The organism is Protofrankia sp. Cas3 (assembly GCF_963555955.1).
Classification (GTDB): Bacteria; Actinomycetota; Actinomycetes; order Frankiales; family Frankiaceae; genus Protofrankia.
The window spans coordinates 1-21,314 of record NZ_CAUVXP010000060.1; the positions used below are offsets into that span (position 1 = coordinate 1).

General features: G+C 69.3%; 20 protein-coding genes and 1 tRNA gene. 9 read left to right on the forward strand and 12 right to left on the reverse strand.

The window, feature by feature from the left end; all coding sequences use genetic code 11:
* Positions 1-54: 54 nt before the first annotated feature.
* The 4 genes from U9983_RS13225 to U9983_RS13240 all read right to left on the reverse strand — a co-directional run bounded on the left by U9983_RS13225 (position 55) and on the right by U9983_RS13240 (position 1,774).
* A complete protein-coding gene (locus tag U9983_RS13225) occupies positions 55-471 on the reverse strand; it encodes a PIN domain-containing protein (RefSeq protein ID WP_322754309.1) in 417 nt (138 codons plus the stop codon).
* Positions 472-479: 8 nt separating this feature from the next.
* Complete coding sequence (locus U9983_RS13230) at positions 480-935, reverse strand: helix-turn-helix domain-containing protein (protein ID WP_322754310.1); 456 nt, start codon at positions 933-935, stop codon at positions 480-482.
* 198 nt (positions 936-1,133) lie between these two features.
* Positions 1,134-1,439 carry a hypothetical protein gene (locus U9983_RS13235; protein ID WP_322754311.1) on the reverse strand — a complete coding sequence of 102 codons (306 nt, stop codon included), beginning with the start codon at positions 1,437-1,439 and terminating at the stop codon, positions 1,134-1,136.
* A 29-nt stretch (positions 1,440-1,468) separates the two neighbouring features.
* Positions 1,469-1,774, reverse strand: a complete 306-nt coding sequence (locus U9983_RS13240; protein WP_322754312.1) for a hypothetical protein — start codon at positions 1,772-1,774, stop codon at positions 1,469-1,471.
* Between the two features lie 382 nt (positions 1,775-2,156).
* Here U9983_RS13240 and U9983_RS13245 point away from each other — a divergent pair, with 382 nt between their 5' ends.
* From U9983_RS13245 to U9983_RS13275, 7 genes are all read left to right on the forward strand, one after another.
* Positions 2,157-2,465 (forward strand): trypco2 family protein, encoded by a 309-nt coding sequence (locus U9983_RS13245; RefSeq protein ID WP_322754313.1) that lies wholly within the window; start codon positions 2,157-2,159, stop codon positions 2,463-2,465.
* A gap of 24 nt (positions 2,466-2,489) precedes the next feature.
* Positions 2,490-6,473, forward strand: a complete 3,984-nt coding sequence (locus U9983_RS13250; protein ID WP_322754314.1) for a tetratricopeptide repeat-containing serine protease family protein — start codon at positions 2,490-2,492, stop codon at positions 6,471-6,473.
* Positions 6,474-6,833: 360 nt separating this feature from the next.
* Complete coding sequence (locus U9983_RS13255) at positions 6,834-7,034, forward strand: hypothetical protein (RefSeq protein WP_322754315.1); 201 nt, start codon at positions 6,834-6,836, stop codon at positions 7,032-7,034.
* Positions 7,035-7,049: 15 nt separating this feature from the next.
* Positions 7,050-10,586: a phosphotransferase gene (locus U9983_RS13260; protein ID WP_322754316.1), complete on the forward strand. Its 3,537-nt coding sequence runs from the start codon at positions 7,050-7,052 to the stop codon at positions 10,584-10,586.
* Between the two features lie 122 nt (positions 10,587-10,708).
* On the forward strand, positions 10,709-10,879 hold the full coding sequence (locus tag U9983_RS13265) for a hypothetical protein (protein WP_322754317.1): 171 nt from the start codon (positions 10,709-10,711) through the stop codon (positions 10,877-10,879).
* The gene (locus U9983_RS13270) at positions 10,876-11,271 is read left to right on the forward strand and encodes a type II toxin-antitoxin system VapC family toxin (protein ID WP_322754318.1); all 396 of its coding nucleotides are present in this window, start codon (positions 10,876-10,878) and stop codon (positions 11,269-11,271) included. Before U9983_RS13265 ends, U9983_RS13270 begins: the two co-directional genes overlap by 4 nt.
* A 2-nt stretch (positions 11,272-11,273) precedes the next feature.
* On the forward strand, positions 11,274-11,570 hold the full coding sequence (locus U9983_RS13275) for a hypothetical protein (protein WP_322754319.1): 297 nt from the start codon (positions 11,274-11,276) through the stop codon (positions 11,568-11,570).
* A gap of 418 nt (positions 11,571-11,988) precedes the next feature.
* Here the strand turns inward: U9983_RS13275 and U9983_RS13280 are convergent, their stop codons facing one another.
* The 3 genes from U9983_RS13280 to U9983_RS13290 form a co-directional block, all read right to left on the reverse strand.
* Positions 11,989-12,213, reverse strand: coding sequence for a type II toxin-antitoxin system HicA family toxin (locus U9983_RS13280; RefSeq protein WP_322754320.1), 225 nt, complete (start codon positions 12,211-12,213; stop codon positions 11,989-11,991).
* Positions 12,213-12,419: a hypothetical protein gene (locus U9983_RS13285; RefSeq protein ID WP_322754321.1), complete on the reverse strand. Its 207-nt coding sequence runs from the start codon at positions 12,417-12,419 to the stop codon at positions 12,213-12,215. Before U9983_RS13285 ends, U9983_RS13280 begins: the two co-directional genes overlap by 1 nt.
* A gap of 813 nt (positions 12,420-13,232) precedes the next feature.
* Positions 13,233-14,705, reverse strand: coding sequence for an AAA family ATPase (locus U9983_RS13290; RefSeq protein WP_322754322.1), 1,473 nt, complete (start codon positions 14,703-14,705; stop codon positions 13,233-13,235).
* 438 nt (positions 14,706-15,143) lie between these two features.
* Between U9983_RS13290 and U9983_RS13295 the strand changes: the two genes are divergently transcribed.
* A complete protein-coding gene (locus U9983_RS13295; RefSeq protein WP_322754323.1) occupies positions 15,144-15,701 on the forward strand; it encodes a hypothetical protein in 558 nt (185 codons plus the stop codon).
* Positions 15,702-15,733: 32 nt separating this feature from the next.
* Here U9983_RS13295 and U9983_RS13300 read toward each other — a convergent pair.
* The 4 genes from U9983_RS13300 to nadD form a co-directional block, all read right to left on the reverse strand.
* Positions 15,734-15,810 (reverse strand) — tRNA-Ala (locus U9983_RS13300).
* Between the two features lie 186 nt (positions 15,811-15,996).
* Positions 15,997-16,695 (reverse strand): histidine phosphatase family protein, encoded by a 699-nt coding sequence (locus U9983_RS13305; RefSeq protein WP_322754324.1) that lies wholly within the window; start codon positions 16,693-16,695, stop codon positions 15,997-15,999.
* Complete coding sequence (rsfS, locus tag U9983_RS13310; RefSeq protein ID WP_322754325.1) at positions 16,692-17,099, reverse strand: ribosome silencing factor; 408 nt, start codon at positions 17,097-17,099, stop codon at positions 16,692-16,694. Before rsfS ends, U9983_RS13305 begins: the two co-directional genes overlap by 4 nt.
* 221 nt (positions 17,100-17,320) lie before the next feature.
* Positions 17,321-17,947: a nicotinate-nucleotide adenylyltransferase gene (gene nadD, locus U9983_RS13315; RefSeq protein ID WP_322754326.1), complete on the reverse strand. Its 627-nt coding sequence runs from the start codon at positions 17,945-17,947 to the stop codon at positions 17,321-17,323.
* Positions 17,948-18,298: 351 nt separating this feature from the next.
* On the opposite strand from nadD, the gene pgm reads away from it, so the two are divergent.
* Entirely contained in the window at positions 18,299-19,948 is a 1,650-nt protein-coding gene (pgm, locus tag U9983_RS13320) for a phosphoglucomutase (alpha-D-glucose-1,6-bisphosphate-dependent) (protein ID WP_322754327.1), read from the forward strand.
* A 35-nt stretch (positions 19,949-19,983) separates the two neighbouring features.
* Here the strand turns inward: pgm and U9983_RS13325 are convergent, their stop codons facing one another.
* A complete protein-coding gene (locus U9983_RS13325; RefSeq protein WP_322754328.1) occupies positions 19,984-21,195 on the reverse strand; it encodes a DUF4349 domain-containing protein in 1,212 nt (403 codons plus the stop codon).
* Between the last annotated feature and the right edge of the window lie 119 nt (positions 21,196-21,314).

The following is a 21,314-nucleotide window of genomic DNA, read 5'->3' on the forward strand; positions in this document are numbered from 1 at the left end:
TGTGCGGCAGGCGGCGGTGCGGGCAGTTCGCCAAATCGAACAAGAACAAGATAGTTAGAGGCGCACCATGATCTTTCGATCATAGGACCAACGACCACAGAAGGTCTTGACCATCGGACGGCGAGTAAGACTGTATGGAAAGCCGGGGGCGTCCTGGTGCTGTCTCCCGGCTGCCATGTGGACGCGGTCGTTCGGATCTTTTCCCGGCATGCCGGCGATGAGATCGGCGAAGTCGCAGAACGCAACCTCCGACTCGGGGAAGAATTTCCGTACCGCCGCGGTGACCGCCGCCGCCGAGGATACCGAGCGCCGTCCCGAGCGCACAATGACCCGTTCCCATTCGTCCAGGAGCGCATCGGTCCACAGAATGTTGTGGATGCCGTCCTCGGTGAACGCGAACATGAGATCCATGACGGAGAACGGGAAGAGCACGTTCGTATCGACGAGTACCCGGGGCATGGGCATGGGCATCGTAGCGGTCAGTACGGGATACCGGCCGCGTCAGCAGCCTCGGCGATGATCCGCCGGCCCGCACGCCTGGACTCGCGTTGTTGCTGGAAAGCGAGAACGTCCGACAGGCGCACCCTGCGGTGCCTGCTCTCGGGGAGTCGCTCGGACGGGATCTCTCCGGCATCGAGCAACCGGCTGACGAACGGCCGCGACAACCCCAGGAGCTCACCGGCCTCCGCGGGGCTCAACAACGCCTCGGACGGCAGCATGGTAACCGCATGGCCCGCTGCCAGCTCGCGGAGTGAGGCCGCGACCAGCCGTGTGAGCGCAGGCGGGAGGGGGACGTAGGTACCGTCGGGAAGTTTCAGGACCACCTCGGCACCGACGGCCGCAGCCACGGCCGCCTGAGCCGCGGTGACTGTCTCCCGATCGCCATGGATCGACTCGATCCGTTCGGCACCGACCAGCACACCCGAGCTACCCACCACACCTCCTCAGTATCGGAAATAACTGTAACCTGTGGCAGGCGGGATGACAACCGCTCGCCAGCCTCGCCATGCGGCCCGACAAGTCGTTTCCACGTGCTGGCGCCGGACGGTATGGTCCACCGGGGGTGGTCGTCGGAAGCCGGGCGCCGGGTGGCGGGGCTCACGGCAGGCTCCTCCTCGTCCTTTCCCGAACGGCTACGCCTGCGCTGTGACCAGAGCACTGCGGGCATGGTCTGCGAGGTCGGCGGCAGCACGGTGACCGGTGGCCTGGACATGCCGGCACAGAATCTGGATGTTGGCACGGGCGGTACCGGAATCGAGCGGGGCCGCGCATGCGATGGCCTGATGTCCGTGTTCGACGGCCTGGTCGATCTCGCCGGTGTCGACGTGCGCCGTACCCAGACGGGTCAGGTAGAGGACCTGATCCCGGGGGAAGCCCTCGACCTCGCCCACCGCCCGCCGCAGATGGGGAACAGCCTCGGCCGCCCGTCCCGTGGACAACAGTGCGTCACCCGGGTTCCCGCCGGACGCTACGGCCCCGTGCTCATTCCGTCGGCGGCATCGTCCGGCACGGGCGGAATCCGGCGGAAACCGAGGAGTTCCGCAGAAGCGCCGTAGCGCAGCGTGTAGGCCCGGCGGTACCGCCGGCCCGGGTAGACGTGCCCCCATTCATGCCGGCGGATCATCTCCGCAGTCGCCCGCAGCGTGGGGATGAAACCCTGCGTCTCCGAGAGGGCTGTCAACTCCGCGGCGGCGTCCTCCTGGGTCAGTCCGGCGGCTTCGCGTGCCTGTCGCAGCCTGGTCGGGTCCCAGCCGGGATGCACCGTGTCGGACATGGCCTCGCTCCTTCACCTCGCGAGCTTCACCCGTCTCAGACAGATACTAAACGCAACCATTCGGCGACAAATCGAGAACGGAAATACCCGGTGGGATGTCCGGATGAATGTCCTGGACACACATGGCCGGAGAGGGGGTGGTCGGCGCTAGCCAGTTGCGGAAATTTCCCTAGAAGATCACCAAATTTCCTTGATCCGTGAACCGTATAGACCGTCCAGGGAGGCCCTGTCATCACAGATTCTGAGGTTCACGCTCGTAGCAGCACACTCACCCACGGGCTCATGGCACCACAGAGCGACGACGTTGAGCCAGGCGCGTTGGATGGGTTGTGGCGGTGTGCGACTATGTGCCGACGTTTCCACTAAATGGGGGTGGCTGGCGATGCCGGATGAGCCGTGGGTGGGTCTGGCGGAGGCGGTGGGTGCGTTGCGGGGGGAGTTGGAGGCGGCGGCGGACGCTGCGGGGGATCATCCGCGGTTCCGGTTCGAGGTGGAGCCGGTGGAGTTGGAGTTCGCTTTGGAGGTCCGCCGGGATGGCGGCGGTGAGGCGGGCGTGCGGTTCGGGGTGGTGACGCTCGGGGGGAAGGGTGGGGTGTCGGCGGCGTCGACGCACCGGTTGAAGCTGGTGTTGAAGCCGGTGGATGGGGCGACGGGCGGTCCGGCGCGGATCCGGGATCGGGAACGCGGCTGACCGGCGCCGAGCGCGGGGGTCGTCGTGGGTGCGGGGGTGCCGGCGGGTCGGGTGGTCGCGGTGCGGGCCCGGTTGTCGGCGGATGAGGTGTCGGTGGGGTCGGGGCTGCTGGTCACCGGTCGGCTGGTGCTGACGGCCGCGCATGTGGTGGCCAAGGCCGACGGCCAGCTGCTGGGGGCGGTGTCGGTGCGACTGTCGGGGTCGGATCGCTGGTGGGACGCGACGCTGGTGTGGTCGGATCCGGCGGCGGCGGTGGATGCGGCCCTGGTGGAGATCTGCGAGAGCGGGTGGGTGCCGCCCGTGCTGCCGGCGGTGCGGTGGGGGCGGTTGACGGGGCAGGCCGGGGATGTGGCGGCGGAGGCGCAGGGCTTTCCGCGGAGTCTGCGCGACGGTGACGAGCGGGTCCGCGAGCATGTCACCGGGCATGTGAACCCGGGGGTGGATGAGGCGACCCGCCGCTACGACCTGATCGTCGGTGAGTTCCCGGCCGAGCCGCCGCCGGGTGAGGCCTCGCCGTGGTCGGGGATGTCGGGGGCGGGGCTGTTCGCCGGCGGGCTGCTGGTGGGGGTGCTGATCGTGCGCACCGCCGGGTTCGGTGAACGGCGGCTGCGGGCGACCCCGGTGCACGTCCTTGCGGCCGATGGCGACTTCCGGAAGCTGGTGGTGTCGGGGGGCCAGCTGCCGGTGGAGTCGGTGGAGCTGGCCGGGCTGTTCACACCCGCGATCGAGGAATGGGAGCCGTCGCCGGCGCTGCTGTTGCATCCGGCCCGGGCGGCCGTCGGGTTCTACGGCCGGACCGGTGAGCGGCAGGATTTGGCCGGCTGGTGCGCCGACCCGGCCGCGTCGAAGGTCCGGGTAGTCGTGGGGCCGGGCGGGCAGGGCAAGACCCGGCTGGCAACCCAGGTGTGTGCGGAGCGTGGTGAGGCCGGGTGGGTCGCCGGGCTGGTGAATGCGTACGCCTCCTCCGCCAACCTGGAACTCCTCATCGAACAGCTGGTTGACACCGCGACCCCGGTGCTCGCGGTGGTGGACTACGCCGACACCCGGCTCGATCAGCTCCGGGTGCTGCTCGGGGTGCTGCGACAGCGGACCGCCGCCCCGGTACGGCTGCTGCTGCTGGCCCGGTCCGCGACGGCCGACGGCGGCTGGTGGTCGCAGCTGCGGTCGGAGTTCTCTGCGCTGTGCGCCACCGTGGTTCCGCAGTCGCTGGCACCGTTGCAGGACGACGCGGACGGCCGGGATGACGCGGACGGCCGGGCCGGCTCGTTCCACCGGGCCGCCGCCGACCTGGCCCGCGCCTGGGCGGAGATCGACACGTCGGCGGACTGGCCGGCGTTGGCCGCCTCCCTGCCCACCCCAACTGATCTTTCTGATGGTCGGTACGGCCTGGCGTTGACGTTGCACATGACGGCGCTGACCGGTCTGCTGCAAGCCGGACCGCATCGGGTTGCCGGGACCGGCCCGGGCCGGGAGGTCACCGATGTGCTCCTCGACCATGAACGGCGCTACTGGACGGCGACCGCGACCGTGCGCGGCCTGGCCCCGCGCTACCCGGATGTGCTGTTGCGGGAGGCGGTTGCCGCAGCGGCGCTGTGTGGGGCGGTGGACCGGGCGGACGCGGTCGCCGCGATCGGGCGGCTTCCTGATCTGGACGGCCAGCCGGCGTCCGAGCGGTTGGCGTTCGCGGAATGGCTGCGGCATCTCTACCCCGCCCCCGACGGCCGCTACTGGGGGGCGTTGCAACCGGACCGGATCGCTGAGCATCTCATCGGCCAGGTCCTGGCCCCGGCCGCTCCCACCGGACAGCCAGATCTTGCCGCGGTTCTGCTCGAGCCCGCAGCGGTACCCCAGCTGCACCAGGGGTTGATCGTGCTGGCGCGGGCGGCCGCGCATCAGGGTCACCTGCCGGGGCTCCTCGCCGCGCTCCTCACCCGCGAACCGATCATCAGGACGGTCGGTCGTTTCACGGTGGACGACCTGACCGCGGTCATCGACGCGTTCCCGGAACGCTCTGTTGACCTTGCTGTGGCCGTGGCGGCACTCACCGGGCAGGCCGTGGTCCAGCTGCGGACCGTAGTGCAGGACACCGACCGGCCAGGCGCTGACATCTCTCGTCTGCTCGGCCTCCCCCGTCTCCTGAACAACCTGTCCGTCCGCCTGTCCGCTCTCGGGCGGCGGGAGGAGGCGCTGGCCGCGGTCGAGGAAGCCGCCGGTCTCTACCGGGTGCTGGCGCAGGCTCGGCCCGACGCGTTCACCCCCGACCTCGCCATGTCGCTGAACAACCTGTCCGTCCACCTGTCCGCTCTCGGGCGGCGGGAGGAGGCGCTGGGCGCGGTCGAGGAAGCCGCCGGTCTCTACCGGGTGCTGGCGCAGGCCCGGCCCGACGCGTTCACCCCCGACCTCGCCGGCTCGCTGAACAACCTGTCCAACCACCTGTCCGATCTGGGGCGGCGGGAGGAGGCGCTGGGCGCGGTCGAGGAAGCCGTCGGTCTCTACCGGGTGCTGGTGCAGGCCCGGCCCGACGCGTTCACCCCCGACCTCGCCCTGTCGCTGAACAACCTGTCCAACCACCTGTCCGATCTCGGTCGGTGGGAGGAGGCGCTGGGCGCGGTCGAGGAAGCCGTCGGTCTCTACCGGGTGCTGGTGCAGGCCCGGCCCGACGCGTTCACCCCCGACCTCGCCCTGTCGCTGAACAACCTGTCCAACCACCTGTCCGATCTGGGGCGGCGGGAGGACGCGCTGGCCGCGGTCGAGGAAGCCGTCCGCCTCCGGCGGGTCCTGGTGCAGACCCGGCCCGACGCGTTCACCCCCGACCTCGCCGGCTCGCTGAACAACCTGTCCAACCGCCTGTCCGATCTCGGGCGGCGGGAGGACGCGTTGGCCGCGGTCGAGGAAGCCGTCCGCCTCCGGCGGGTCCTGGTGCAGACCCGGCCCGACGCGTTCACCCCCGACCTCGCCATGTCGCTGAACAACCTGTCCAACCGCCTGTCGGGCCTGGGGCGGCGGGAGGAGGCGCTGGGCGCGGTCGAGGAAGCCGTCCGCCTCCGGCGGGTCCTGGTGCAGGCCCGGCCCGACGCGTTCACCCCCGACCTCGCCATGTCGCTGAACAACCTGTCCAACCACCTGTCCGATCTCGGGCGGCGGGAGGAGGCGCTGGGCGCGGTCGAAGAAGCCGTCGGTCTCTACCGGGTTCTGGTGCAGGCTCGGCCCGACGCGTTTACCCTCGACCTCGCCGGCTCGCTGAACAACCTGTCCGTCCGCCTGTCCGATCTGGGGCGGCGGGAGGAGGCGCTGGGCGCGGTCGAGGAAGCCGTCCGCCTCCGGCGGGTCCTGGTGCAGACCCGGCCCGACGCGTTCACCCCCGACCTCGCCGGCTCGCTGAACAACCTGTCCGTCCACCTGTCCGGCCTGGGGCGGCGGGAGGAGGCGCTGGGCGCGGTCGAGGAAGCCGTCCGCCTGCGGCGGGTGCTGGTGCAGGCCCGGCCCGACGCGTTCACCCCCGACCTCGCCATGTCGCTGAACAACCTGTCCAACCACCTGTCCGATCTCGGGCGGCGGGAGGAGGCGCTGGGCGCGGTCGAGGAAGCCGTCGGTCTCTACCGGGTTCTGGTGCAGGCTCGGCCCGACGCGTTTACCCTCGACCTCGCCGGCTCGCTGAACAACCTGTCCGTCCGCCTGTCCGATCTCGGGCGGCGGGAGGAGGCGCTGGCCGCGGTCGAAGAAGCCATCGCCATGTACGGCGGCCTCTATGAGCGTCACCCTGCCTACTTCGCGCTCCCGTTTGCACGATCACTCACCGTCGCTGGCTACATTCTGCAAGGTTCCGGATCGACACACCAACTGCTTCAGGTGCTGTTGTTCGCGTTGAACATCACCACAGAACATCAGCTTCAGGAAATCGGTGCGTTCATCGTTTCCCTACTACGCGAAGAACGGCAAACGAACCAGGACATCTTCGATGACAGTTGGCATGAGCTGACGGGAACACCGGTTCCCGATGATCTCTGATACGGGGACACGGCACCCGGACGTGATCGCCGTATAGGTTCGCGCTACCCGGCTGCCCTGACTCGACGTCCGAGCTCGTCGCCGGAGGGTCGGCGGTTGCGCTGCATGGAAGTGGATGTGCGCAGTGGCGGGGTGCGGCGCGCACGGTCGCGCGCCCCAAAGATCTACACCAGAAATACCTAGCACCCTACTGGGGCATCCAGGGGGATCCCAGCGAGTGTCTGGCCGGGTGGGCAGGTCGGACTGGCCGGTGCACACAGCGACCGGGCGGGTAGGTGCTCGAAGGCCCAGTCGAGGGTGCTCGCAGCGTGGTCACTCGCGACACGCTCGCCAAGGGCTTCCACCTTGGGAACTTCCCAGGTGGGAAGACTTACCGTCGGCACAGTGGTCCTGATCACGATCAGCGACGTCGCGGTGCTCCTCGGCGGCGTCTCGCGCAAACGCGCCGATCAGATCAGCCGCCGCGAGACATTCCCCGCTCCCATCGGCACGACCCGAAGCGGTACCGTCTGGGACGAAGAACAGCACCGAGCGGCGCCAGGAATTCCGACAGCCGAATAACGCCAGGAGTGCGCCATGGTCCCCGCGCCAAGGTTCCGTCGAGTCGCCGCATTGCAACGCGAATTCGTCGACCGCGAACCGGTGCTCGAGGCTTTCGCCGCCGAGCTCGGGCGCCTCGGCGACGGGCCGCGCATTCTGAACCTCACCGGCGTCGGGGGCATCGGGAAATCCCGGCTCCTGCGCGAGCTCAAGGACCGTGCCCGCGAAGCCCACCGCACCGCGACTCTCGATCTCCAGATACCCGCGCTGCGCCAGCAGGAGGACGCTCTCGCCGCGCTCCGGGGTGAGATCGGCGCACTGGGGATCCACTTCGATCGGTTCGACATCGCCTACGCGGTGCTGTGGCAACGCCTCCATCCGCACCTGCGGCTGGACAAAGCCGAACTGCCGTTCCTGGATGGCAGTTCGATGCTCACCGATGTCGTCGACACGGTCGCCGGCCTGCCGTTCTTCGGCACGGCACGCGGCCTGATCCGGATTCTGGAACGCGGCTCCTCCGACGTCCGCCGCCGGCTGCAGGTACGACGGGACAACACTCTCCAGATCCTCGACGACCTGCCAAACAGCGACCTCGCCGACGCCGTGACCTACCTTTTCGCCGCGGACCTGCGCGACGGCAGCGCCGAAAAGCCGTACGTGCTGTTCGTCGACAGCTACGAGGCGCTGGTTCCGGCGCCGGTCCGGTCCGGGCGGGCGCACCTGGCCGACGGCTGGCTGCGTGACCTGTGCGCCCAGCTGGACGCCGGGCTGGTCGTCGTCGCCAGCCGTGAACCGCTGCGCTGGGAGACCGACGAACCTGAGTGGTCCGACGCCGTCCGGGTCCGCGACGTCGGCGGCCTACCGATGGCCGCCCGCCTCGACCTGCTCGAAGCCGGTGGCATCACCGACCCGGCCCATCGGCACACCGTCGCCAAGGCGAGCGCCGGCCTGCCGTTCTACCTCCACCTGGCCGTCGACACCTACCAGCAGTCCGACGCGGCCACCGGCCGCGCGGCCGTGTCCCAGTCGCAGATCCTCGCCCGGTTCCTCGAGCACGTCAGCGCCGACGAGATCCGAACCCTCGAGGTCCTCAGCCCGGCCCGTCTGTTCGACTACGAGGTCTTCCGGTTCCTGGCCGCGCGGTTCCACCTACCCGGCGACCGGCTCGCCTGGGAGTCCCTGACCTCGTACTCCTTCGTCTACCCCGCCGGTGACGCGCTGCGCTTCCACCAGCTCATGGGCGCGGCGCTGTCGACCCGTCTCCCCCCCCCCGTCGTTCACGACGTCCACACCGCCCTGCGCGCACTGTGGGACGAACGAGCCGACTCCCTCGCCGCCGGGAACGACGGACCTGCCAGTGCCCGGGCGCTGCGCGAAGCGGTCTTCCACGGCCTGGCCGCCGCCACCATCGGCGGCGCCCAGCTGCTCGACTACGCCGACCGGGCCGTACGCCGCGGCGGCCACAGCGCCGCCGCCGGGCTCACCGACGACCTACGCAACCGGCTGGCGCTCCGGCCCTCGGATGACCTCGGCGACCGCGGCGACCTCGATGACCTCGGCGACCTCGGCGACCTGCCCGAGACGCTGGTCTGCCTCGAAGCCGAAACCGCCGTCCGGTTCGGCGATGCCCCGACCGCAGTTCGTCTCGCCGTCGCTCCCGCCGCCGCGGCCGACATCACCTCGACGGTCGGCGCCCGGCTGGCGGTCGCCGCCGGCCACGGCCAGCGCATCGCGGGCAACACCCGCGAAGCCCTCGCCCTGTTCATCCGCGTGTGGGAGCAGACCACCGGAACACCCCGGTTACAGGCGGGGCTGTGGGCCTGCGACCTGCACATGGCGCAAGGCCGATTCCGCGACGCCGAAGCCCTCGCCGCCGACCTCGACGCGCTCGCCCCCGCCGACAACGCCGAGTTCCGGGGCGATGTCGCCCGGCTCCGTCACCTCGCCGGTCGGTTCGCCTTCGACTTCGACACCGCCCGTCGCCACCTCGACGAAGCCACCGCCTGCTACGAGGCATCCGGCAGCGCCCTGGGTCTGGCCGACCTCGAGACCAACCGCGCCGAACTGCTCTGCCTTGTCGAGCCCCACCAGGCCGTGGACGCGGCGGGCCGCGCCATCGAGGTGCACCGCGACATCGGTACCCGCCACGAACTCGGCAAGGCCTACACCGCGCTGGCCGTCGCCCGGCTGCGCCTGGGCGACCTCGATGCCGCCGACACCGCGCTGCGCACCGCCTGCGACGTACTCGACCAGGCCGGTTACCGTTCGGGCCGGGCACGCGCCGAGCTCTACACCGGCCTGCTCCATGCCCGGCGAGGACGGTTGGACGAAGCGGTCACCTCGCTACGGCGGACCGTCGAGGAACTCGAAGCCGCCGACGTCTACCCCACCTTCGTCCTGTTCGCCGCCTGCGCCCTGGAATACCTCGGGGTCACCGACAACACCGTCACCGCCGCCGTTACCGCCGCCGCGCACCGTGCCCGAGCGGCGGTGCAGCCCCTGCACACCCTCGACGCGATCGAAGAGCCCATCCGCGCCTACACCGCGGAACTCCTCGCCGGCCACGTCTGGAAACCCGACGAGCTGTACCGGGCGGCGCTCGAACGCACCGACGCCACCTCCGGCTTCTACAACAACAACGTCCGGCTCGACACCCCGACCGGACCTGTGATCGTCCGAATTCCCATTCCGGGAAGCGACGTCATGGACCTCACCATCTGGGGGGAACCCGAGGTACTACGCGCCATCCGAGGCACGGTCGCCCACGCCCCCCGGCTCCTGCACACCCAGGACAACCCCCGTTTCCAGGTCCACGAGTTCATCGCCGGACAGCTCCTCGACGATCTCGCCCCACGCGGCGTCCGCGTCCCGGCCCATGTCCTCGACGACGTCGCCACCCTGTTCGCGCAACTCGGCGCCGTTCCCCGCGACCACGTACCGGCCACCCCGCCAGGCTGGCCCGACGACGGCGACACCGGCTCCTTCGCCGCCCGGCTGTCCGCGGTCACCGCCGACGTCCACGCCCGCTTCCTACCCGAGTTCGGCAGCCTCTTCGCCGCCCTCGGCATCCCTGCCGAACCCCTCACGACGATCGAGCATGCCTGGGCACGACTGCGGCTCCGACCGTTCCGGCTCCTGCACACCGACATCCACCGCAAAAACATGATCCTCTCGGACGGGCGGACCTACTTCCTCGACTGGGAGCTGGCGCTGTGGGGCGACCCCGTCTACGACCTCGCCGTTCATCTTCACAAGATCGCCTACCAACCCGACGAACACGACACACTTCTCGGCCGCTGGACGGACGCCGTGCCCGGCCCGCCCGGCGACGGCTGGGAAACAGACCTTCCCGTCTACCTCGCCCACGAACGGGTCAAGTCCGCGATCGTCGACACCGTCCGATACACCAAACTCCTCACCGGCCCGCCGCTACCCGCCGACCAGCAACAGGCCCTCATCGACAAACTCGCCGGCAAGCTCGCCGCCGCCCACCAGATATGGCAGACCCGCCGACCCCGAACCGACCGCGAGACCGTCACGGCACACATCGCCCGATGGGCCGCCAACCGCTGACCCAACCCCGCATCCCGCATCCCGCATCCCGCATCCCGCACGGATTTGGATCATAACCTGGGCACACCGAGCCAGGAACTGCACAAGATGTACAGTTCTATCGTGGCCGAGAGGTCGCCGTGGTGATGCCGATCGAGGCCCTGGCCTACCTGCTGGCCCGCACGCCCGAGGACACCGGCCGCCGCAGCGTCGCCGAGTCCGTGGCCCGCTTGGCCGCACTCGGAGAGGGCACCGGCCTGACACACGAGCAGGTCCTCGCAGCGGTACGCGCCGTCCGGGAGGACGCCGAGTGATCGTGGTTGACACCAGCGCACTCATCGAGCTGCTGGCCGACGGGCGGGGATGGCGCGCCGTAGTCGCCGCCCTGCTGGCAGCCGAGGAAGCCGCCGGGGAAAGATTGTTCGCCCCGGCGCTGGTGGACGCCGAGGCCGCAAAAGTGCTGAAGCGCCTAGCCGGCAAGGAGCTCCCCGAGGAACGAGCGACGGCTACGATCAAGGAGCTGGCGGCGATGGACTTGGTGCGCTGCACGTTCGGGCACCTGCTGCTGCGGATCTGGGAACTGCGGCACAACCTGTACCCCTTCGACCTGAGCCCACCCATCCCTGACGCTGACCGGCACCAACCGAACCACTGTCTGAGGATCGATGTCTTCGGCGCGCAGCGGCTCGGCCAGCGGCACGGATGATCGTGATCGCTTCGGGCCGGTCCGCGGCCCCCACCGCATCGATCGCCGTCAACGCCCGATCGACGAAGGCCATCGGGACAGAAACCGCACAGCGGGCGGCCACACCGCCGGACACGGCAACCGGCGGCAGCCGAAGGTCGACCATCCGGGCGATGGCCGGAACCAGCAGGTCCGGTGCCGCCCAGGCCACCCCGGTCACCACCGTCGCGCCCACGGTCACGGGGTTCGGGCACACCATCATCGCCGTGAAGCTCGCATTGAAACCGGTCGCGGCCACACCCCCGGCCGCCCCGCCGTAACGCCAGATCCCACCACCGGTCAGCGACCGCACCGCCCCGGCCCGCGCCCCCGCCTCCCAACCACCCGTCGCCGCGGTCGAGCGGTAGACGTCGAGGGCATCCTGGTTGATCGCCCACAGACTCCGCGTACGGTCAGGACGGTTACCGATCAGCAAGGATCCCAACAGGCTTTCCTCACCGACTGCCCCCCGCAGCAGCGAGCTGCCCCACCGGTCAAGGCCCATCCGAGGGGCGAAGGGATAACGCACCGCCCACAGCGGAAGCTCGTTGGCGGCATGGCCCCATAGGGCCGCAGCCTTGCCCGCAGTGACAGAGCCGATGAAAGCCGCCTGGCTGGCGGTCATGATGCCCCAGACCACCGAGGCCACCGAGGCCGGCTCCGCCGACAAGCGGACCGAACCGGACGATGGATCGACCGCTAGAAGAGGGCGATGAACTCGGCGACCGACATGCCTGCATCGCGGATGAGCCGGCGAAGCGTTCCCGGCGGGATGTCCCTACCCTGATGAACGGGTACGACGGTGAACCGTCCCTCGGGGTTCTTCATCATGTGGTGGCTACCCCTGATGCGGACGAGCTCGAAGCCTTCCTTCTCCAGGGCCTTGACCACTTCCGCGCCGGACACCACGGGAAATGGCGGCATCAGGCAACGTCCTGGACGATCGTCAGCACTGGCGGGAATCCGAACTCCTCTATCACCAGACTGACGGCCTCATAGAGGTCGGCGACGGCATCCTCGGGAGTGTTCCCGAGCCCGTGCGCACCGCCGCTGGGGAAGGACGCATGGGCACCCCAGGTGCCGTCCTCCTCCTGCTCCAGCTCGTAGGGGATCTGGACCATCCGCTTCATGGTGCTGACCCTACGCTCCCGCCCACCTGGCACACCGTGGCTCGCGACGCCGCCAGCAAGCCATCTACCTACGAAGACGCCAGCCCGCATCTATGACACCACACCGACTGCCTGCTGGAGCCACGCGTCGTCAGCGGCGATCACGTCGTCAAGAATCACGTCGTCAAGGATCACGCGTCAACCAGCTCGACGCCACCGCGGGCGACCTCAAAATGGAACTCAAGCCCGGTGGCCCTACTCAACTTCGCGAGCGGATCGCCGCAACCGCACCGGGGTCCGGGGCACCGTCGGGCGGCATGACCTCCCCGACGTCCTGCATGAAGCGAAGCCCCGCCGCACCCGGGCGCGAGAGGCCGAGCACCCGCACGGGTGTCGCCCCCGGATTGGCGAACGTGTGCCGTACACTCCGCGACGCCGCGTCCCCTATTGAATGCATTCGACATGACTTTTGATGGACGCCTGACCGTCGGCCGAAAATAACCCCAGAAAGATTACTTACACCGTTAGGTTGGCTCTGCCAAGACTCCGATGGTGACAGGTAGTCGCCGATGGTGACAGGTAGTCGCCGTGCAGATATTGTTAGCGCTGTGTGACGCCGAATTCCTGAAGGTCGTTTTTCCTCAGCTCGTTGTGCTGCTCATCGATCGGGTCGTCGATGACGGACCGGTGGTGCGGGTCGTTGCCCGGACCTGGGTCGGGCCGGTGGGCACCCGGACGCTTGGCCTGCGTCGCCGTCTTGGTCTGCGCAAGTGGCCTTCCGAGCGAGTTCGCTTCCGGGACGCTGCACAATGGCCGTCTTCGCACTATCCGGCGTCAGCCGAGGAGGCTGGCGACCATGGGCGCCGGGACGGCCTTGACCGGGTGGTCGAGGTCGAGGATGGATTTGGTGGCGAGGATGCCGTGGCCGTACTTGGTTTCGATGCTACGGGCTTCGGCGCGCCAGCCGCTGTCGATCCACTTCGATTCGATGGGGGTGGTCATCGTCGGGCCGGCGGTGCTGGGGATGCGGACGGGGCTGAGGTCGATCTCGTTGCCGGAGCCGGTGCGGGCGTAACCGATGGTGTCGTCGGCGATCCAGCGTCCCTCGTCCTGCTGGTCGATGGCGCGGGCGAGGGCGACGGCGAGGGCCATCTCGTTGAGCGCGGTGAAGTCCGGGCGGGGCAGGTCGGGGCTCACCAGCGCTGGCAGCCAGGCGAGGATCGGGTCGGTGAGGTACAGCTTGTGCTGGGTGCCGGTGACGGCCCGGCCGTCGTCCGCCCGCTGGCGGCAGCGCAGGGCGGCGTGCGAGTTGATCAGGCGGATGGTGCGGCGTTCGAAGAGGTCGCGGTTGGGGTAGCCGAGTTCGGCGGCGGTCGCGGTGAGGTTTATGGGGCTGGTCATGCGTCCGGCGATGCCGGCGAGCAGGAGCGGGACGGAGTCGGTCGGCGCGTCCGGGTCGACGTCTGCACGCAGCCAGGCGAGCAGGTCGCGCAGGTAGGCGGTGCTGACGGCGCCGGTGCGCTGGTGTTCGGCGACCGCGCGGGGGAAACCGCCACAGGTCAGGTAGTCCTGCCAGGCGAGGTCGACGCCGTCGACGCCGAACGCGAGGGCGGACAGCGCGTCGGCCGCCGACGCGCCGTCGAGCTCGCCGGGATGGGTGACCGGTGGGAGGGGCAGGTGAGGGTGGGTAGCGGTGACGTAGTCGCGGAAACCCATCGGCAGGAGCTGGCGGACGCGGTGTCCGGTGCCGGAACCGGCCCGGCCGGCGAACAGGTTGCCGTGCACGTCCTCATTGCCGACCCAACGGCTGCCGGTGGCGACGACGGTGTCGTCGCCGAAGTCGCCGGCGTCGCGGGCGGCCTTCAGCACGCTACTCCAGCCCGTGATCCCGGAGATCTCGTCGAGCAGCCATATTCGTCGCCGGGGGGCAGGTGCGTCCACGGAGCGGGTGAGGGCGCGTCCCAGCGTGATCAATCGCCGTAGGTCGCGGGCGGCCATGCCGTCACAGGACGCATAGATCACCTGTCGTGGGTCCACCTCGGGGTGGGCGCACAGGTGCGCCGCGGTGTCCAGGACCGCGACCGTCTTGCCGGCCCGTCGGGGCCCTGTGAGCACGGTCAGGCTGCCGTCAGGCTGACCGCGAGCGATGTCGTCGAGGATGCGCGACCGGTAGCCGAGGTCGTACCCGGCCCGGTCGCGCAGGATGCGGTTGGCGCGGGTCCACGCCGTCGGGTCCGTGCCGGCCGCCGCGCTCGCCCACCACGGGTTCGCGTCGGCGAGGATGCGGCGCAGTTCGTCATCTCGCACGGATCGATGCTAGCTGTCGGCACCACAGAATGGAGGGGGTTTTGATACCTGTGGCACCACAGGAGGGAGGGGGTACAGAGGTATGCGACCCCATGGGAGGGGGTGGGTAAGGCTCTGCGTAGTCGCGGCTGTGTGAGTGCGGGCACCGCGCATAGGGCCGTGACGGTCCCGACGGCCAATGCCGTCAAGGCCGGTAGGCGGTCGGGAGACTCACCCTCGGCTTGTCATAATCCGTGGCAGCAGTCGGTGGGCGTACTCCGGGGCTCGAACCCATCGATCAGCATCCCGACCTGGACAGCCGTCGATCAACCTAACCCTGGAACTCATAGATGCAACTGCGGCAACCGCCATCACGGAGACAACGGCTGCACCCTCCCCTACGTACCCGCCCATGAGGTAGAAGGCCGAGTTGAGCGAGGCTGGCCGCTTTGGGTGCGTATGCACGAACTTGACGCTGAGGCGGTCGGTCTGGCGCTGCGGGCTGAGATCAACGAGGGCGGGCAGAACCGCGAGGAAACCTTGCGACGGGCGGCACGGCAGCTGAAGACCCTTGACGATCAGCGCCGCAAGCTGATCCAGATGGCCTACGCCGAGGCGATCCCGATGGATCTGCTCAAGGCCGAACAAGACCGCGTGGCGCGCGAACGGCTGGCGGCCGAGCGGGACATGGCACAGGCCCAGACAGAAGATGACGATATTGAGGAAACGTACCGGCGGGCGGCGGCACTGATGAAGATCGGAGCTGAGGTCTACCGCATGGCCGGGCCGGACATCCGGAGGACGCTGAACCGGGCGTTCCTGGCCCGCATTGAGATCGACGTAGACGAGGCCGAGGCCAGCCTGAGCGAGCCGTGGGAGGCGCTACAGCGGGCCGCCGTACACGTCCCGGGCGGCCCAGGCCGCAGGCCAACCCCTCGCGCTGGCGATGGTTGGGCCGGGCGGCTCAGGCACGGAGGGGACGCCGTGGGGGTCCCCAACGACGAACCCCGACCATGATTTTCATGATCGGGGTTTGAGTATGAACCCTTTGGTGGAGCTGAGGGGATTCGAACCCCTGACCCTCACACTGCCAGTGTGATGCGCTACCAGACTGCGCCACAGCCCCAGACGTGCTCTTGTTGCTCGTACCGTTCATTCCGCTCGTGCTGTTCGTTCGTACCGTTCACACCCTACAGGTCCTGCCGAGCGCCTCCGTCTTTGGCCCCTCCGCGACCCGGGGATCTCGGCCTCCGGGCGCGCGATCTGACGATCATCACACGCCTCTGACGATCATCACACGCCCTTTGGCCCCTCAGGGGGCACTCGGCGAGTGTACCGGTTCGACGTCAGGCGCGACCGAGACTGTCTGGGCAGGCACTCCCGATTCGGAGCCGCCGAGCGCGAGGCTCCCCGTGGCTGCCAACGGGCCGCCGTTGTGCTCGATCAGCCGGAACCGTCCCTCGTCGCTGCGCAGCAGCGTCCAGCGGCAGTTCCCGAGCGGCCCGAAGTGCCACCAGGCCGACGGTGGCATCTCCAACAGCCGCCCGATCAGAGCCCGGGCGGTGCCGCCGTGCAGCACCAGCACCGCAAGGCCGTCCTCCCGGGGGAAGCCTTCGGCGGCGAGATCGTCCAGGACGCCGATCGCCCGCGCGCCGACCTCCGCATAGGTCTCACCACCGCCACGGCGCACATCCTCGCCGCGGCGCCACGCCGCATCCTCCGCCGGGAAACGGACCGCGGCCTGCTCGGCGGTCAGCCCCGACCACTCCCCCAGCGAGATCTCCCGCAGCCTCGCGTCCATCCGGACCGGGACACCGAGCTCGGCCGCGGTCGCCCGACAGCGCAGCAGGTCCGAGGAGACGACGACATCAGGGGCGAGCCCGCGGACCGCGGGCGCGACCAACCGGGCCTGGGCCCGGCCGGTCTCGTCCAACGGCGGATCCGCGTGACCCTGGAACCTGCCGGTGTCGTTCCACGACGTGCGGCCGTGTCGCCACAGCAGGATCCTCACCGACTACCAGCGCCCGGCGCGACGGCTTCCACAGTGCGAGAAAGGTCACGGTCCGTGAAGGCGATCTGCGGACAGTCCTTCCAAAGCCGTTCCAGTGCGTAGTATATTCGCTCCTCACCGTGCTGCACATGCACCACGACATCGGAGAAATCAAGCAGCACCCAGCGCCCCTCGCGTTCACCCTCGCGGCGGAGCGGCTTGGCCCCAAGCCGGCGCAGCTGCTCCTCGACCCCGTCAACTACGGCCTTGACCTGCCGTTCCGTGTCGGCGGACGCGACGACGAAGCAGTCCGTGATGGCCAACCGCTCGCTGACGTCCAACACGACGATGTCGCGGGCGAGCTTGTCGGCTGCGGCCTGCGCCGCTTCGAGGGCGAGCTCGACGGCTCGCGGGGATGCGGTCACGAATACACCTCTCCTGGCTGGACCACTAGGCCACCTTCGGCTCTCGGGGACATGCCTGTTGATTATGGATTACGATCATACGCGCCGGCCTGGTTTGCCTACCGCCCGTCCAGCCTGACATACCGAACGCTTTCACGTTCCCGCATTTGTCCCGTGCCGGCCTACCGGCCAGGCCACCGACCACGCCACGGACGGCGTCACAGGCCGGGCCACGGGTGACGTCACCGGACGGGCGGCGCCGGCGGGGGCGTGACGCCGGCGGGGTCCCGCGGCCGGTACAGCCCGCTCTTGGCGATGAAACGCACCACCCCGTCCGGGGTGAGATACCAGATGGGCGCCCCGCGGCGCACCCGGGCGCGGATGTCGGACGAGGAGATCGCCAGTGCCGGCACCTCCAGGAGGCTGACGGCGTCACCGGGCAGGCTCGCGTCGAGTTCGAGCTGGTAGCCGGGCCGGGTGACCCCGACGAAATGGGCCAGCCCGAACAGCTCCCCGACATCCCGCCAGCTGAGGATCTGCGCCAGGGCGTCCGCACCCGTGATGAAGAACAGTTTGGCCTGCGACCGCATCCGGTGCAGGTCCCGCAGCGTGTCGATGGTGTAGGTTGATCCACCCCGGTCGACATCAATCCGACTGACCGCGAACTGAGGATTGCCAGCAGTAGCCAAAAAAGTCATCAGGTACCTGTCCTCAGCCGGGGACACGTCCCTGTCCGCCTTCTGCCACGGACGCCCGCTGGGGACGAAGACCACCTCGTCCAGGTCGAAGAGGGCCGCAACCTCGCTGGCGGCGACCAGATGTCCGTTGTGTACTGGATCAAAGGTTCCGCCCATCACCCCGAGCCTCACGGACGGACCGTAACGGGATCACGCCGTGATTTCGACGTCTCGCCGGAAGTATCACATCCGGCTCGGCGCCGGTCGGGGTTCAGGAGTCGGGTTCAGGAGTCGGAGTCGGGAGTCGGGGGCCGCGCCGGGCACCCCGACGGACAGCAGTCGACCACCGCGGCCGTAGGCTGACCGCGTACGCCTCGGGCGTCGCCGTTGCCACCATCGTGCGTCAACGCCCACGCCCCGCCCGTACCAGGTCGTGCCTGCATCCATTCCACGCAATACCCGTTTTTGTTCCATTTTTGTTCATCCAATGTTCGCTATTTGCTTATAATTCATCCGTTACGTCCGGCTCGAGGAGGCTGCCTGATGCCGGTGAGTCCGCTCGCGGGTCAGCCCGCACCACCTGACATTCTCATCGACGTGGACGCGCTGTTGGCCGCCTACCACGACGACCAGCCCGACCCCGCCGAGGCGTCCCAACGCGTCTCGTTCGGAACATCCGGGCACCGCGGGTCGTCGCTGCGCCGGTCCTTCAACGCCGACCACATCGTCGCGATCACGCAGGCGATCTGCGAACACCGAACCGCCCACCAGGTGGACGGGCCGCTGTTCGTCGGTGTGGACACCCACGCCCTGTCCGCACCCGCGCTCGCCAGCGCGCTGGAGGTACTGGCCGCCCACGGGGTGGACACCCGGATCGCGCCGGCCGGGCAGGCCACCCCCACCCCGGTGATCTCGCACGCCATCCTCACGCACAACGCCCGCCGCGCAGCCGGGGAGCCCCTCGGGCTCGCCGACGGCATCGTCATCACGCCGTCGCACAACCCACCGGCGGACGGCGGGTTCAAGTACAACCCGCCCAACGGCGGGCCGGCTGACACCGGCATGACCACCTGGATCCAGGACCGCGCGAACGCGCTGCTCGCAGCCGGGCTGCGGGGTGTCTCGCGGGTCGCTCCCGAGCGTGCCCGAGCGGACGCGACCGTGCACGACTACGTATCGGCCTATGTCGAGGACCTGGCATCCGTGGTCGACCTCGATGCGATCCGCGGCGCGGGTGTCAGGATCGGCGTCGACCCTCTCGGTGGCGCGAGCCTGGTCTACTGGCAGGCCATTGCCGAGCGTTACAAGCTCGACCTCGACGTGGTCAACACCGCGGTCGACCCACGGTTCGGTTTCATGACCGTCGACTGGGACGGAAAGATCCGGATGGACCCGTCCTCGCCGTATGCGATGGCGTCGTTGCTGCGGTTGAAGGATTCCTTCGACGTGGCACTGGCCAACGACGCCGACGCGGACCGGCACGGCATCGTGACGCCGGGCGCCGGCCTGCTCAACCCCAACCACTACCTGTCGGTCGCGATCTCCTACCTGTTCGCCCATCGCGGCGGCTGGCCCGCCACGGCCTCGATCGGCAAGACCCTCGTCAGCTCCAGCATGATCGACAGGGTCGCCACCGGGCTGGCCCGACATCTCGTCGAGGTTCCGGTCGGTTTCAAGTGGTTCGTGGACGGACTGATCGACGGTTCCCTCGGATTCGGCGGCGAGGAAAGCGCCGGCGCGTCGTTCCTGCGCCGTGACGGTCGGGTCTGGACCACCGACAAGGACGGCCTGATCGCCTGCCTGCTCGCCGCGGAGATCACCGCTGTCACCGGGCAGGACCCCGGCCAGAACTACGAGGCGCTCACCAGCCAGTTCGGCGCCCCCGCGTACCGCCGGGTGGACGCGCCGGCCTCCCCCGCGCAGAAGGACGTCCTGAAGTCCCTGACCCCGGCGGACCTTGGCACCTCGACGCTCGCGGGCGAGCCGGTGACCGCAGCGCTGTCCCACGCCCCCGGCAACGGAGCGGCGATCGGCGGCGTCAAGGTCGTGACCGAGAACGCCTGGTTCGCGGCACGTCCGTCCGGTACCGAGGACGTCTACAAGATCTACGCGGAGAGCTTCCGCGGAGCCGCACACCTGGACACCGTCCTCACCGACGCGCAGTCCGTCGTGGACGCCGCCCTCGCTCGCTGACCCGGTGCGGCGTCCAGGCCGGTCATAACGACGTCTCAGGGTTGCGTAACGGTCGGAGCGACAGGCGGGATCGGCGGGGCGGGCGGGGTTGGCGGGGTTGGCGGGGTTGGCGGCATCGGCGCGGTTGGCCGCCCGGTTCGGCGGCGGACCCGCCGGGCCAGGCGGTAGCCCGCGTAGACCGTCGTCGCAGCCAACACGATCAGAATCATCGGCCCGATCAGCGCGACAACCTCGCCCAGGCCACCGACGAACCGGTCCCAGGACAGCCGGGCGGCCCGGCCGAGACCCCCGTCATCGGTGGCCGGACCGGGCTTGGTCACCGCGCCCTGCTCGCTGACGCCGACGGTGAGGGTGGCAAGATCACTAGAGTCGGCCAGTACCTGGCGCTGGCCCTCAAGCTGTTCGATCTGCATCTGTACGCTGTCGATCTGCTGGCGGACCGAGAGGACCTCCCCGATCGTCCCGGCCTTCGCCAGCAGCGCCAGATAGGTGTCCCGGGAATTTTGCAACGCCTTGCGCCGGGACTCCAGATCGACATACTGGCCGGTCACGTCCCGGGTGGACACGGTTGATGCGCGGACGTCGCCGATCTTCCCGACCTGGCTGCGCAGTTGTTCGAACGAACCGCTCGGGACCCGCAGGGTGACGTTGGCGTGTGGCCCGTCACCGTCCTTGACGGCTGCGGTACCAGTGCTCTCCAGCGCGGACAGGTAGCCCCCCAGCCCCTTGGCCGCAGCCTCGATGTCACTGACGGCCGCGTCCACGCCGCCGAGACGCACCCACAGCGAGACCGAACCGATGCGGACGATCCGCGGTTCGGCGCCGGCCGGCCGGGCCGGGTCGCTGCGCCCGCCCGGTTGGGCCTCGGTCACACCGGTTGTCCCCGGTTCCGGCACGGCAGCAGAACCTGAACTGACACTCAAGCCGGAATCATCGGTGGACGCGGCGCCGGCACCGGAACCGGAACCGGTATTCGAACCCGCATCGGGACCGGAACCGGTGTTCGAACGGGCGATGCCGGGCGCGACGGGCAGCGCGGCCGACGAGGAACCCACGTCCGGCTTCCCGCCGCCGATGCCGAGTACGACACCCATGATCGCTAGGGTCCCGACGGCGACGGGCACGAGGACGATCCAGCGCCGCCTGTACCTGCCCTTGGCAAATGGATCATCAACTGCGGCGCTCCCCGACCGGGGCGGCCCCACGTGTACCGGGCCGTCCGGCTCCCGGGTGTCCGAACCTGGCATGACCATCACCGTGGCCGTCCTTCCGTCAGCGATCAGCTGTCGCAACGTTGGACGCACCGGTGGCCCGTTCGGTTCACCCCGATTTCCGACCGGACGAGGGCCCGGTCCAGAAACGCTAC

What these genes read in the sequence shown, in the direction of transcription:
- U9983_RS13225 (WP_322754309.1), bottom strand. Translation starts at nt 471, where the DNA reads ATGCCCATGCCCATGCCCCGGGTACTCGTCGATACGAACGTGCTCTTC.
- U9983_RS13285 (WP_322754321.1), bottom strand. Translation starts at nt 12,419, where the DNA reads ATGAAGCGGATGGTCCAGATCCCCTACGAGCTGGAGCAGGAGGAGGAC.
- U9983_RS13245 (WP_322754313.1), top strand. Translation starts at nt 2,157, where the DNA reads ATGCCGGATGAGCCGTGGGTGGGTCTGGCGGAGGCGGTGGGTGCGTTG.
- U9983_RS13295 (WP_322754323.1), top strand. Translation starts at nt 15,144, where the DNA reads ATGCACGAACTTGACGCTGAGGCGGTCGGTCTGGCGCTGCGGGCTGAG.
- U9983_RS13240 (WP_322754312.1), bottom strand. Translation starts at nt 1,774, where the DNA reads ATGTCCGACACGGTGCATCCCGGCTGGGACCCGACCAGGCTGCGACAG.
- U9983_RS13325 (WP_322754328.1), bottom strand. Translation starts at nt 21,195, where the DNA reads ATGCCAGGTTCGGACACCCGGGAGCCGGACGGCCCGGTACACGTGGGG.
- U9983_RS13260 (WP_322754316.1), top strand. Translation starts at nt 7,050, where the DNA reads ATGGTCCCCGCGCCAAGGTTCCGTCGAGTCGCCGCATTGCAACGCGAA.
- pgm (WP_322754327.1), top strand. Translation starts at nt 18,299, where the DNA reads ATGCCGGTGAGTCCGCTCGCGGGTCAGCCCGCACCACCTGACATTCTC.
- U9983_RS13280 (WP_322754320.1), bottom strand. Translation starts at nt 12,213, where the DNA reads ATGCCGCCATTTCCCGTGGTGTCCGGCGCGGAAGTGGTCAAGGCCCTG.